At 60.8% G+C, this 13,750-nt stretch carries 12 protein-coding genes; 3 read left to right on the top strand and 9 right to left on the bottom strand.

Translation table 11 applies throughout. The features are described 5' to 3' along the window. From AC2FJ6_RS09750 to AC2FJ6_RS09775, 6 genes are all read right to left on the bottom strand, one after another. Positions 1 to 135 carry an aa3-type cytochrome c oxidase subunit IV gene (locus AC2FJ6_RS09750; RefSeq protein ID WP_170772630.1) on the bottom strand — a complete coding sequence of 45 codons (135 nt, stop codon included), beginning with the start codon at positions 133 to 135 and terminating at the stop codon, positions 1 to 3. A gap of 66 nt (positions 136 to 201) precedes the next feature. Further along, a complete protein-coding gene (locus tag AC2FJ6_RS09755) occupies positions 202 to 762 on the bottom strand; it encodes a hypothetical protein (RefSeq protein WP_170772632.1) in 561 nt (186 codons plus the stop codon). Beyond that, a complete protein-coding gene (locus tag AC2FJ6_RS09760; RefSeq protein ID WP_170772634.1) occupies positions 749 to 2,587 on the bottom strand; it encodes a glycerophosphodiester phosphodiesterase in 1,839 nt (612 codons plus the stop codon). The genes AC2FJ6_RS09755 and AC2FJ6_RS09760 overlap by 14 nt, the downstream gene beginning before the upstream one ends. 65 nt (positions 2,588 to 2,652) lie before the next feature. Next, positions 2,653 to 3,102: a DUF6173 family protein gene (locus AC2FJ6_RS09765; RefSeq protein ID WP_170772636.1), complete on the bottom strand. Its 450-nt coding sequence runs from the start codon at positions 3,100 to 3,102 to the stop codon at positions 2,653 to 2,655. A 4-nt stretch (positions 3,103 to 3,106) separates the two neighbouring features. Then, positions 3,107 to 4,153 carry an MBL fold metallo-hydrolase gene (locus AC2FJ6_RS09770; RefSeq protein ID WP_170772638.1) on the bottom strand — a complete coding sequence of 349 codons (1,047 nt, stop codon included), beginning with the start codon at positions 4,151 to 4,153 and terminating at the stop codon, positions 3,107 to 3,109. Further along, on the bottom strand, positions 4,153 to 5,856 hold the full coding sequence (locus AC2FJ6_RS09775) for an acyl-CoA dehydrogenase family protein (RefSeq protein WP_170772640.1): 1,704 nt from the start codon (positions 5,854 to 5,856) through the stop codon (positions 4,153 to 4,155). The genes AC2FJ6_RS09770 and AC2FJ6_RS09775 overlap by 1 nt, the downstream gene beginning before the upstream one ends. Before the next feature lie 136 nt (positions 5,857 to 5,992). Between AC2FJ6_RS09775 and AC2FJ6_RS09780 the strand changes: the two genes are divergently transcribed. Further along, entirely contained in the window at positions 5,993 to 6,943 is a 951-nt protein-coding gene (locus tag AC2FJ6_RS09780; protein ID WP_170772642.1) for an L-threonylcarbamoyladenylate synthase, read from the top strand. Here AC2FJ6_RS09780 and AC2FJ6_RS09785 read toward each other — a convergent pair whose 3' ends face one another. Further along, positions 6,944 to 7,498 carry a YqgE/AlgH family protein gene (locus AC2FJ6_RS09785; protein ID WP_170772643.1) on the bottom strand — a complete coding sequence of 185 codons (555 nt, stop codon included), beginning with the start codon at positions 7,496 to 7,498 and terminating at the stop codon, positions 6,944 to 6,946. Between the two features lie 157 nt (positions 7,499 to 7,655). Between AC2FJ6_RS09785 and AC2FJ6_RS09790 the strand changes: the two genes are divergently transcribed. Next, complete coding sequence (locus tag AC2FJ6_RS09790) at positions 7,656 to 8,456, top strand: protein-disulfide reductase DsbD domain-containing protein (RefSeq protein WP_170772645.1); 801 nt, start codon at positions 7,656 to 7,658, stop codon at positions 8,454 to 8,456. Positions 8,457 to 8,462: 6 nt separating this feature from the next. Next, positions 8,463 to 8,882 carry an NUDIX hydrolase gene (locus AC2FJ6_RS09795; RefSeq protein WP_170772647.1) on the top strand — a complete coding sequence of 140 codons (420 nt, stop codon included), beginning with the start codon at positions 8,463 to 8,465 and terminating at the stop codon, positions 8,880 to 8,882. Here the strand turns inward: AC2FJ6_RS09795 and AC2FJ6_RS09800 are convergent. Together AC2FJ6_RS09800 and AC2FJ6_RS09805 are read right to left on the bottom strand one after the other, a co-directional pair. Next, positions 8,879 to 12,277: an efflux RND transporter permease subunit gene (locus AC2FJ6_RS09800; protein WP_170772649.1), complete on the bottom strand. Its 3,399-nt coding sequence runs from the start codon at positions 12,275 to 12,277 to the stop codon at positions 8,879 to 8,881. The two genes, AC2FJ6_RS09795 and AC2FJ6_RS09800, sit on opposite strands and share 4 nt — an antisense overlap. A 5-nt stretch (positions 12,278 to 12,282) precedes the next feature. Then, a complete protein-coding gene (locus AC2FJ6_RS09805; protein ID WP_170772652.1) occupies positions 12,283 to 13,737 on the bottom strand; it encodes an efflux RND transporter periplasmic adaptor subunit in 1,455 nt (484 codons plus the stop codon). Positions 13,738 to 13,750 lie beyond the last annotated feature (13 nt).

Here is a 13,750-nt window from a genome sequence, read left to right on the forward strand (position 1 = left end):
TTAAGAGGCGAAAACCGCCAAGAAGAGGCACAGGAAGGCAATCGCAACCACGCACCAGGTGGTGGCCTTGATAAAGCCGTCAAAGGTTTTTTCCTGAACTTTGATGTCCATTTCGCCGTGCTTGTGTTCAGCCATCTGAAAGATTCCCAATTCGCGTATTTGAAATGTTGGATAATCGAAAATCCAAGGGCTGTCACCACGTCATTCGCGCGCAGGTGCAAGAGACGGAAACACCGAACATCCCGGATACCCAAACCCCCAACGCCAGGGCAGCCCCGAGCAGGGCGCACCCCCAAACCGGACCGCTGCATACATCGCCTCGGCCGTGACCGAATGGGCAGTGCGAATCTGGTCGGGTGTCATATCGTAGAGGACAGCGTATTCTTCCGCGTGATCCGCGCCATGCTGCTTGACGCAGGCGCGCAGCGTATCATCGGCGGACAAGCGCGCGGTATAGCTGTCCTCGGCAAAAAGCCCGGCTCCTGCATTGTGATATGCGCGGTCATGGGTCACGCAGCAATATTCCCACGGCGGATGCGTCTGATAAAGCGCGCGGAACTTGGGAAAGGTTTCGGCCACGAAGCGCCAGCTTGATGACAAACCGCCAGAACAGCCGTCGGTTTCAAATGGCGTCAGAGGGGAACCGGCCGCGGCTGCAATCAACGCGCGGTGGGCGGGCATTTCCAGATTGCGCAGGATGTCCTGTGCTGCCGCAGGTCCCGCCATCAATATCACAAGGATGGCTGACTTAAGGGCTTTCATCGCGCATCGTCTCGGTATCAACAGACATTCCGAAGGTGGTGGCGAACCACAGCAAAAGGCGCTCAGCCGGACCCATCTCGGCACGAACGCGCAGGACCTCATTTGCCATGGCGGGGCGGTCGGTGATTAACCCGTCCACACCCATTGAGGCCATGGCAGACATTTGCAGTGGATCGTTTACAGTCCAGACATAGATATCCTTGCCTGCCGCCTGAACGCTACGAACCAGTCCCGGCGTTGCCATCGCTGCGTTAACGGCGACAAATTCACCCTCCAACCCGGACAGATCGCCGACGGCAGTCGCCGCCAGAACACCAGCGCGCCAATCTGGGCGCAGCTTTTTCATCTTTTGCACGGCGGGGTATTTCAGCGACATGGTGGCGATGTCGTCTTGCATGTCGAACTCTTCCACCAGCGCGGTGACGCGGTTTTCCAGATCGACGTCGTGGCCGTAATATTTCAACTCAATAATAACCTTGGATCTGCCTTTGGCTGCCTCCAGAACCTGTCGCAGGGTCGGGGTGCGTTCATCGGCGTATTCAGGATCGAACCAACTGCCGATGTCGATCTCGGCCACGTCTTCCATCGTGGCATCCCAAACCTTGGTGGGCACACCGGCCAGTTTCATGAAATCACTGTCATGGGCCACAATTACAACACCATCCGCCGATTCTTGCACGTCGATCTCGACCCAATCCGCGCCATCCTCGATCGCTTTTTCAACAGCAGCCATGGTGTTTTCGGGCCGCAACGCCGCCGCGCCCCGGTGTCCAATAACCTCGGCCCGGTCTGGGGCCTGAATGTTCTCAAGCAGGCCTTGCCCCAGCCATAGCCCGATCAGCACCGCTACAGCGGCCGCACCGACGGCGCCCAAAAGCGGCACACGCAGGTTGCCCGGCTCTGGGTGCGGCGGTTCCGAGGTCTTGATCTCGAAAAACCCATCCAGCAACACGGCCAGAGCGCCCAGTGCAGTTGCCGCCAGGATCAGCCCGGCCAGCGACCACAGACCCGCAACGATCAGGCTATAGATCAGTGCCAGCCGCAGATGCGCCGCTCCTTGCAACGGAACCAGATCGAACAGAAGCCCTGCAACAGTTGCGATCAAACCGGCAATGACAAGGCGCAGGACAAGCCAAATCGCCAGCTCAATTTTCAACCGCCCGCGTTTACCCTCCATCCGGTTGGCGCTGATGTTAAAGGCGCTAGCCGGAGCAACCCCTTCGAACAGGACCAGATGCAGACCCAGCGCCCAGGCCGACAGCCGGCGGATCAACACCCATGCCATCGCCAACATAACCGCCCCGATCAGCCCTACCGCAATCCAGAAGGACGGAGGCTGAAAGGTCAGATAGTAGTTGATGTCATATTCCGTCAGCGTCCACCACGCGATCAGGGCCGAGACGGCCGCGAAAGGCAGAATCAACAGCAAAACCCGCAAAATAAACCGCGCGGCAAAACTAAAGAGCGCAGGCAAGCGCGACAGGATCAAACGGATCGCGGAACTGCCCGCCCGCCACGCGTCGCTTTCCCCCATCCGCAGCGATCCGGCCATGACGGAAAACACCAACACTTCAGCCAGCAGAAAGATGCTGAGCACTGCGATCGCGACCACGAAGCCGACCGGAGACAGGATGAAAGCCGCGATATCCTGATCGGTCAGGGCGGTCTGATCGGACAGCGAGACCGCCAAGTTCACCGCAATCGCCACGCCGGGCGCAATCAGGGCCACCAGCAGCAGTCGTACGGCGATGTATACCGGCACAAAAACGTGCCATCGCGCCCATGCCCCCCTGTAGGCATTTGTAACGTCAACGAAAGTCGTCATGCCGCGCCCCTCCTGAATGGTGCACTCATTCAAGGCTGCGCAAACGTGAATTGCAAGTCAGGTAATCAGCTATCTTCCAGATCAGCCGCCAGCCTGAACCCGATCCGGTTGGCCGGTTTATCCTCGACCGATTTGGGTAGGGCGCGCAGCATCACGTTCAACTGACTGACGTGTTGCACCAGTTGCGTCCGCGCGCCCGTCGCATCCGATCCATAAAACGTGATCATATCCGGGTCGAAATAGCCCATCCCTTCGATCCGCATCACGCCAGCGTCGCCACCGGTAAAGCCCATGGCAACTTCGTGATCGGCATCCAGCGTCTTTTCGAAATTCTGGATATAGAGGATCAACCGCTCGTAAGCCCATTGCGCGGGGCTTTTGGTCTCGACCGGTTTCTGCAGCGTGTTGGGCAACTCCTGTTCCCCGGATTGAGCGTCAGGATTGGCATGGACCTCGTAGCATCGGGGAAGGGCTGCGGATTCTGCCGCCTCGGCCGAGGTATCGATCTTGTCCATGGTTTTACCCTTTGCGCTGAAACTCCCACGCCCCGTCTGCGCGCCGCGTCCGGGTCACCGCTCCAATGTGATAGAGATGGTTCAGATGTGCAACTGACTCGACCAGCGCCAGCCCATATTCGCCGTCGCCGATCTCGCGTTTGAACAGGGGCGGAAAACACTCAGCGGCGGTTTTTGGCGTGTTCAGAAAATCGGTCAGACGTTCCAGCGCGCTGTGATGGTTGTTGATCAATTGCTTCATCCGCAGCGGCAGCCCGGTAAAGGGCAGTTTGTGCCCGCCCAGCGCCAGATGATCGGGCTGCGCGAGGCCCTGCAAACGCTCGCACGCGTCCAGCCATTCGGCTACCGGGTCGGCCAGCGGCTCGGTGACGTAGACCCCCAGATTGGGGCTGATCGAGCTGAGGATCTGATCGCCGGTGATCACCAGATTGTCGTCGCGGCTCCAGAAGGTGGCATGTTCGGGCGCGTGGCCATTGCCGATATGCACGTCCCAGTCGCGCCCACCCATGCGGATCACGCTGCCCTGCTTGATCCGGGTAAAGCCCAGTGGCATCGGATAGACCGTGTCGCAGAAGTTAAAGGGCCGTTCGGTCATCCGTTTGGCCAGGAAATCCGCATCCATACCGGCGCTGCGGTAATAATCCAGCGTCTCGGTCGGCCAGGTTTCCTGGACGTCCAGTTGCAGCATTCGGGAAAACAGCCAGGCAGTGCGGGTCGTGACCAGTTCGGCCCTGTGTTCGGACTGAAACCACCCGGCGTTGCCCACGTGATCAGGATGGTGATGTGTGACGACCACCCGTTTGACGGGCTTGCCAGCCAGCGGACCCGCCATCAGGTCGGTCCAGATGCGCCGGGTCTTGTTCGAGGACAGCCCCGCGTCAATCACCGTCCAGCCGTCACCGTCATCCAGCGCATAGACATTGACGTGATCCAGCGCCATAGGGAGCGGCAGGCGCATCCACAACACGCCCTCGGCAATCTCGATCGCTTCACCCGGTGCCGGGGGCTCGGGCCAAGGATAGCGGATCGTCAGCGCGGTATCTCCGTCCATCAGGCCACCATTTCATCTACGTCCATTGCGTAGATGTCGTCAGCGCCATTCTGCGCCTGCGCCAACAAACCGGCACATTCAGGCAGCAGCGCGTTGATATAATAACGCGCCAGCTTGAACCGAGGTCCATCGGCCGCAGCCAGCGCCGCCTTGAGGTGAAAATGTCCGCCCAACACGCGCGCAAACGCATGAAGATAGGGTACCGCACCGGCAAAACGGGTGTTCATATCGCTCTGCGAAACCAGCCATTCGGTGGTTTCACGCAAGCTTTCGGTCGCTTCCCAAACCGGGCCCGCAAGTTCGGGCATGGTTGCGCGGGCCTTTTCGGCGTGATCTTCGATCTCGTCCAGCAGGCGACCCGCCGCCTCGCCGCCATCCATCATCTTGCGCGCGACAAGGTCCATCGCTTGAATGCCGTTCGTGCCTTCGTAAATCGCGGTCACGCGCACATCGCGATAGAACTGCGCCGCGCCGGTTTCCTCGATAAAGCCCATGCCGCCATGCACCTGAACCCCTGTTTCCGAAACCCGCATTCCGGTTTCAGTGCCAAAGACCTTGCTGATTGGCGTCAGCAGCGCTGCGCGCGCCACCCAATCAGCATCCCCGGTGGCTGTGGCCATGTCGATGGCCGCAGCGTTGGCCAGCATGATTGCACGCGCCGCAAAAACATCGGCACGCATACCCATCAGCATCCGGCGCACATCCGCATGGTCGATGATGGTGCCCGAGGGGGTCTTGCCCTGCTTACGTTCCTGCGCATAGGCCAGTGCGTGCTGATAGGCCCCTTCGGCCGCACCCACGCCCTGCCCGCCGACGCCCAGACGAGCGTTGTTCATCATGGTGAACATCGCGGCCATACCGCCATGTTCCTTGCCCACCAGCCAACCGGTGGCCCCGTCATACTGCATTACACAGGTCGGCGAGCCGTGCAGACCCATTTTATGCTCCAAAGAAACCACTTTCAGGTCATTAGCCACGCCGGGGTTCCCATTCTCATCCGGCAGGTACTTGGGCACCAGGAACAGCGAAATCCCTTTGGTTCCGGGCACACCGTCGGGCAGACGCGCCAGCACCAGATGGCAAATGTTTTCGGCAAAATCGTTATCGCCCCACGAGATATAAATCTTTTGGCCCGAAACCGCATAGGTGCCATCACCGTTGGGCTCGGCTTTGGAGGTCAGAGCACCCACATCTGAACCGGCCTGCGGTTCGGTCAGGTTCATTGTGCCCGACCATTCACCTGCGATCATCTTGGGCAGATACAGTTCTTTCAAGCTGTCGCTGGCGTGATGTTCCAACGCCTCGATTTGGCCCTGGGTCATCAAAGGGGCAAGTTGCAGCGACAGACAGGCGGCCGACATCATCTCGTTAACAGCCGTGGTCAGGGTCATCGGCAGGCCCATACCACCATATTCCGGGTCAGCGCTCATCCCGATCCAGCCGCCTTCGGCAATTGCTTTCCAACCGTCGCCATAGCCCGGCGAGGTGCGCAGAACGCCGTTTTCCAGGCGCGCGGGCTCCAGATCGCCGGGGCGTTGTAGCGGGGCCATAACCTCTTCGCACATCTTGCCCGCTTCGGTCAGAATTGCGCTCACCACATCTTCGCTGGCTTCCGAAAACCGGTCCGTCGCCGCGATCTGATCGAACGCGACGCCGTGGCGGAACAGGAACTCATAGTCGGAAACGGGAGCGCGATAGGGCATGGCTTCACCTCGGGGCTTTCAATGGGTCTCAAACGGCAGGGTTGGAAAACCCGGCACCCGCCGTTATTCATCTGGATTTAGACGATTAGGTACCTGTCCCCATGATACAAGCAATCGAAACGCGGCGTCACCCCTCATGATCCCCAACGGAACCCTCGAACTGTCCGCCGACCCGACCGGAATTGCGCAGGCGGCGGACCTGCTGCGGCAGGGTCTGCTGGTCGCCTTCCCGACCGAGACTGTCTATGGGTTGGGTGGCGATGCTTGCAACGGTGAGGCGGTCGCAAACATCTACGCGGCCAAGGGACGGCCCAGTTTCAATCCTCTGATCGCGCATGTCGCCTCGGTTGAGGCGGCACAGCGCTTCGTTCAGTGGTCGGATCAGGCCGAAGCACTTGCGCATGCCTTCTGGCCCGGCCCGCTTACGCTGGTGCTGCCCCTGCGCGCGGATCATGGCGTGTCGTCGCTGGTCACGGCCGGGTTGGATACGTTGGCGGTGCGGGTTCCGGCCCATCCTACAGCGCGCGCCATTTTGACGGCGTTTGACGGCCCCGTGGCCGCCCCATCTGCCAACCCTTCGGGCCAGATCAGCCCAACCACCGCCGACCACGTACGCGCCGGTCTCGACGGGCGCATCGCGGCCATTTTGAATGATGGTCCCTGTGGCGTAGGCCTGGAGTCCACAATTGTCGGGCTTTCAGGTGAGCCAACCCTGCTGCGCCCCGGCGGCGTGGCCCTGGACCAGATAGAACAGGTCTTGGGCGCTGAGCTTCACCCCCACCAACCTGATGGCATCTTGACGGCGCCGGGTCAGCTGCAATCGCATTACGCGCCGGATTCCCCGGTTCGCCTTGAGGCTGATCAGGCGCAGGGGGATGAGGTTTTGCTGGGTTTCGGCGCGGTGGATTGCGATCTGAATCTGTCGCCGACTGGCAATCTGACCGAGGCCGCCGCCAACCTGTTTGCCGCCCTGCACAAGCTGAACGATACCGGACGCCCGATTGCGGTGTCGCCGATCCCCTCTGTCGGGCTGGGTGTAGCCATCAATGACCGCCTGCGCCGCGCCGCCGCGCCGCGAGATAGCTGATCAGGCGCGCCCGGCGCTGGCCGACAGCGTCAGCGGATCAACACCAAGAGTCGCCAGCGCGGCCTCCCATTTGTCATCATCGGGCACGTCGAACACCAGTTTCGAGGTCGCATCCGTGGTCAGCCAGCCATTCATAGCGATCTCATCCTCAAGCTGACCCGGACCCCAGCCGGAATAACCCAACGCCAGGGTCGAATTCAGCGGCCCACGCCCCGAGGCCAGATCTTCGAGCACATCCAGCGTCGCCGTCATACTGAAATCATCCGAGATCTTCATCGAATGCAGATTGGCGTCATAATCCGCACTGTGCAAGACAAAGCCACGCGACATCTCAACCGGACCCCCGAAATGCACCAGACGTTCGCCGACAATCGGAATACGGCAGGGGATATTTAGCTGGCTCAGCAGGGTCTTGATCCGCAGGTCTGCCGGTTTGTTGATAATCAGGCCCATCGCCCCGTCATCGCCATGGCTGCACATAAACACCACCGAATGATCGAAACGCGGATCGCCCATGCCAGGCATCGCAATCAACAGTTTTCCGGTTAGGTCCATAAAACGACATCTCTTGCTGAGTCACCTTCAACAATGGCCCCTGCGGACGGGCATTGGCAAGGGATCACAGCAGTTTTCCGCAGATTTCATTCAGGTGACCGGAACGTGACTTGGAATCTGCGCTGCAACCGCGCATTTATATATTATGAACGCGCATATGACATTTTCAGCGGTCGCTTTGACCCTCATCCTCGGCGCGGCCGGTGCGGCCACGGCCGAGGTCAATGGCCCTGTGGCTGAACTGGACATTCTGGATGGTGGACGCACCGCCAAGGGCACCTATCTGGGCGCCGTGCGGGTGACGTTGCAGGACGGATGGAAAACCTATTGGCGCGCGCCAGGTGATGCGGGTATCCCGCCTCAGTTCGACTGGACCAGTTCGGACAATGTCGGGGATGTGTCGATCACGTGGCCCGCACCGGATATCTTTGACCAGAACGGCCTGCAATCTATCGGCTACGAGGACCAACTTGTCCTGCCTGTCGAGATCACGCCTGCAAATCCGGCAAAGCCCGTGCATCTGAAAGGCACAATGGACTTGGGCATATGCAAGGATGTCTGCATTCCTGAACGGCTGGGCTTTGATCACACGCTGAACGCTGATGCCGGGCGCAACCCGACCATCGCCGCAGCGCTGGCTCAGCGCCCTTATTCGGCGAAAGAGGCACGGGTGTCCGGTGCACATTGCAGCCTGACCCCCACCTCGGACGGGATCAAGATAGAAGCACGCGTGACCATGCCCTCGGCCGGAGGGCAGGAGATCGCGGTTATCGAGCCCGGCGACCCAACGCTCTGGGCTTCGCAGCCCTACACTTCGCGTCAGGGCGATACGCTGGTTGCGACCTCTGAAGTTGTCAGCGCCTATGGGGCCGCTTTTGCTCTGAACCGGTCTGCAATTCGGATCACCGTTCTGGGCGAAAACCATGCCGTCGACATTCAGGGGTGCAGCGCAGGCTGACCCCGCATGACCCAAACCCCCAAAATCGGTGCGCTGGCCGTTGTCGTGCATGCCGGGCAGGTTCTGTTGGTCCAGCGTGGCAAACAGCCTGATGCTGGGCTGTGGGGGTTTCCCGGGGGTCATGTCGAATGGGGCGAAACCGTTCTGGAGGCCGCCCGGCGGGAATTGCTTGAGGAAACCTCGGTCAACGCACGCCCATTACACTATCTGGACAATTTGGACCTGCTGCGCCGAGATGCCCAAGGCGCGGTTCTAAACCATTATCTGCTGGTCGGTGTGGCCTGTGAGTATATCTCGGGTCAGCCTGCCCCAGGCGATGACGCACCGGATGCGCAGTGGTTTCCGCTGGATCAGATCCAACGCGGCGACCTGCCGATGAGCGACCGGGTCCCCGACCTTCTGGCAACCGCCCTGCGCCGAGGCTAGGCCATGCGCCCCTTGAGCCGCGCATAGAGCAGGCCGGACAGCGCAATACTTATCACTAGAATCATAGCAGCCCCTGCGACAAAGGCCCCAAGCCCCATATTCAACGCCGCGATTCCATCTTCGGCCCCGTAAAGACCAGTCAACATCGATATCGGTGCCCCAGTGGCCACCGGCCAGACCATGGTCAGCCCGAACCAGACCAGCAACACAAACCCCGTTGCCGTCAGCATCGCCTGTACGACCCGATCCGGGGCACGCAGGGCGCGGCGCATGGCGGTCATCGGGCGCGACAGGTCGTTCAGAATCGCCAGCAGCGCCGGAACCAACAGCAGCACCAACAGCATCCCGAAGGCCAGCCCATAGACCAGCGTGATGACAGTCGGCTTCAGGAACTGGGCCTGTTGCGAGCCCTCATACAGCAAGGGTGTCAAACCCAGAACCGTGGTCAGCGTCGTCAGCATGACCGGTCGCAACCGGTCGGCGGTGCCTTCGATGATCGAGGGCACAAGCCCCCTGTCCTGCTGATAGGCATCAATGGTCGTAACCAGAACAATCGAGTCGTTGATGATGATCCCGGTCATTCCCAACAGACCGACAACCGTGAACATGCTCAGCGGGACATCCCAGACATAATGCCCCCAAATGGTGCCAACCAGACCGAACGGAATGATCGCCATGACCACCAGTGGGCGCGTCCAACTGGCAAAGACCCAGGCCAGAACCAGATAGATGCCGGTCAGGCACAGGATCAGACCGGTGCGCGCCTCGGTCAGGAATTCATTTTCTTGTTCGCTGAGGCCAGCCATGGTCCATTCCACCTGCCGTTCAGCGGCGATATTGGGCAGGATCTCTTCTTGCATGGCGCGCGCGATCTCGGCTGCTTGGGCCGGATCGTCTTCCGATATATCTCCGTTGACCGAGATCACCCGCAATCCATTCTCACGCCGCACGGTGGAAAAGCCAGACTTGCGCTGGACCGAGACGATATCGGCCAGCGGCACGTAAACCCCATCCGGGGTACGCATCAGCGTGCGCTCCAGAAAATCGGCGGTTAGCTCGCCTTCAGGCAGTTCAACTCTGATCTCAGCGCTGCGAGGGCCATCGGGGAAGGTCGCGGCCTCGATCCCGTTTAGCCGGTCGCGCAGAACACGGCCAAGCGTTTCGATGCGGAAACCCAACGCCTGCCCCTGTGCCGTCAGATCGAGGATGTATTCTTCCTTGTCATAGGCCAGATTGTCTTCCAGCGCGGACACTTCGGGGTATTTCGACAATTCAAGCTGAAGGTCCTCGGACGCGGCCTTGAGCGTGTTCACATCCGCACCAGAAAACTGCACGTCGATTGCATCGCCGCCCGGTCCTGACCGCCACCCCCTAAAGCTGAGCAATTCGACCTTCGGATGGCGCGGGACGTAGTCCTGAAGTTCTCCGATGAACTCAAAGCCGGAATAGGGGCGCAGGTCGGCATCGATCAGTTCGATCGAAATCCCGCCCAACAGATCTGAATCCTTGCCGTCCGCCGCAGCCAGTCCGAACCCGGCGGTGCCGCCGACCTCGGCCAAAACGTATTCGATGGGGTTGCGGCCGTGGCGCTCTTCGTAGATCTGCCCCATCTCTTCGACCGCGATCTGCAACTGCCGCATCATCGCCAGCGTGTCCGTGCGGGTCGCACCCTCGACCATGATGAAATTACCGGTGACCGAGCCACGTTCGGGCGCGTTAAAGAACCGCCAGTTCACGTCGCCCTTGATGAACAGAGCCACCTGGCTGGCCAACACCATCACCATGGCAGCCACCACCACATACCGTCCGGCGACGGCCCAGGCGATCACCTTGCGGAAGACATGATCCCGCACCCAGCGGAACCCGCGATTGACCACGCGGTTGGGCAGATCGTACCAGTGCTCCTTGGCCGAATGCGCGATAGCATGGGCCATGTGGTTCGGCAGGATTAAGAAGCATTCGATCAACGAGGCGATCAGCACCGCAATCACCGTGAAGGGGATATCGCGGATCAACTCGCCAAACCGACCTCCAATCGCGGTCAGGCCGAAAAAGGCAATCACCGTCGTCAACGTCGCGGCAAAGACCGGCATGGCCATCCGGCGTGCGGCGCGTTCGGCGGCGACCATGGGCGGCTCGCCTAGTCGTCGGGCACGGAAATCGGCGTGTTCGCCCACCACGATGGCGTCATCCACGACAATACCGAGCGTGATGATCAGACCAAACAGCGAGACCATGTTGATCGACAACCCGCCGATATACATGAAGGCAATCGCCGCAGACATCGCCACCGGAATCCCCGCCGCCACCCAAAAGGCGATCCGCGCGTTGAGGAATAGAAACAGCAGGCACACGACCAGTCCCAACCCGACCAGCCCGTTGTCGATCAAAATATCCAGACGGTCGGTGATGGCCTGCGCACGGGTTCGGATCAGCTCGACCGTGACACCTTCGGGCAGACTGGCCTGCATTTCGGCGACCACGTCTTCGACCGTGTGCTGAATTTCAATCGCATCCCCCAGGTTCGAGCGGTCAACCCGCACCGACATGGCCGGGTTTTCGCCGACGAAATAGCTGCGATCGCGGTTCACGCCCTCGACCCGGATCTGCGCCACATCGCCGATCAACAGCTTCGAGCCATCGTCGAAATTACGCAGAGGGATGCCCTCAATCTGCTCGGGGCTCCGTTTTTCGGTACCTGTGCGGATGCGCGCATTGGCCCCGGTCACATCGCCTGCGGGGTTTGCTGTGACCTCGGCAGCGACTGCTTGTGCAATCTCGGACAGGGTGATGTCATTGGCGATCAGTTGCGCGGTGGGCACCTCGACCACGATACGCGGCGCAGCAAGGCCCCGGATCGTGGTCCGCGTGACGCCCACGGCAAACAGGCGGTTGATCAATTCATCGGTGAACTTTGCCAACTGATCCGGCGCGACCGGCCCTGTCACAACCAGATCGGTCACCCGATCGCGCCAAGCCCCGCGCCGAATAGTCGGCTCGTCCGCATCTTCGGGCAGGTTGGTCACGCCATCAACGGCAGTTCTGACTTCTTCGACCGCGCGCGACATATCCCAGTTAGGCTCGAACTCCAGCCGAATGCGGGCATTGCCCTCGCGCGACGTCGCATCTGTGCTGGCCACGCCCTCAACCGCCAACAGTGCCGGCTCCAGCACCTGAACAATCCCGTTATCCACGTCTTCGGGGCCCGCGCCTTCCCATGCGACATTCACGTCGACCCGTTCCAGGATCACATCTGGAAAGAATTGCGCCCGCATGTTTGGGGCCGCCGCGATGCCCAGAACTACCATGACCAGCAACAACAGGTTGGCGACGGTCCTATGGCGGGTGAAATAGCTGAGAATGCCGCTGGCCGCACCGGGGATTTCGCGCATCATCGCGCCTATCCTCCGGCCCGGTTTTCAATTCGCTGCACCAGCGAGGCGGGGACTTTAGGCTCGCTCAATTGAGTCAGCACGCGCTCTTTCATGTCCTTGGGCATCCGGTCGCTGGCTTCGACCTGCGCCACAAGCTGCGCTCGCTGTTCGTCTGACAGTTCGACCAAGCCCGCATCCGCTCCGGCGCTCGCCTCAACCCGCAACGGGCGCACACGTACCCCCGCGCCCAGCAGCGGCGTGCGGCCAATTACGACCTCTCGCCCTTCCAAGCCTTCGCCACGCAGCAGAACCTCATCCCCCTGACGGCGGACCAGTTGCACAGGCAGCGCCTCAAGCCGGTCATCGGGGCCCAGTACCAGAACCGTCCCCACCGCATCCAAAGCAGACGAAGGCAGGCGCACCACATTGTCCAGCGGCTGTTCCTGCACAGTGACGGTCACGAAATCCCCCGGCTTGAAGCCCGAGGCCCCGTCAAGCCGCGCATAGATCAGACGCCCGGTCTGCCCTTCCCCGGCAGACCCACTGTCACGGCTGATCTGTCCCTGTGCAGTCAGATCCGCGCCCGTGACCTCAAGCGAGACCGTGACCGGGGCCGAGATCAGATCGCCATTTGCATCCAAAAGACGCACGAACTGCGCAGTCGAGACGCGAAAAGCGACCTCCAGCGCGTTGGGGTCCACAAGTTCGGCCAGCTTTTCGTTGGCCGCAACCAAACGCCCTTCGACCAGCGTGACATCGGTCAGCGTTCCACCAAATCGGGCGTGGATGGTCATGTCGCCCAGATCACGTTCGGCGGCTTCAAGCGCGATACGGGCGCGAGACAGCAGTGTCGTCGCCTGATCCACCCGCGATTCCGCCTGCGCCAATGCGATACGCCTGGCCAGAACTGCTTGCTCGGCCGCGGCTGCTGCAAGTTCCGCATCATCCGCCGCCGCGACAGAACCAACACCCCGAGCCAGAAGGTCCTGCTGCCGTTTCATCGCGCGGTTTCGCAATTCAACCTGCGTTTCTGACGATTTCAACTCATCCTGCGCCAACAGAAGCGAACGCTCGGCGTCACGTTCTTCGAACTGGGCATCCAGCAAATCCGATTTGGCGCGATCAAGGGCCGATTGCGCATTTGCCGGGTCCAACTCGACCAGCACTTCGCCTGCGGTTACCGCACCGCCATCCTCGAAATCCTCAGACAGGGCAACGACCCGCCCACCCAGCGCCGCGCGCAGTTCCAACCGGCGACGGCTTTGAACCTCACCGAACGCTTCCAGATTAGGGGTGACGGTTACAAACTCGGCCGGGCGTACGGATACGGCAAAGATGCGTTCACGAGCCTTCGGCGGGCGATCTTCGCGGGTCAGCACTTCTTGCACGGCCCCCGCGATCATCTGGGCCGCAACAAACAGCAGCGCCAGCGTCACGGACGCCAGAAACACACCGACAAGGCTCTGCCTCAGAAATCGCATGTTGCACTTACCC

It is taken from the genome of Ruegeria sp. CDSA089 (assembly GCF_059612205.1).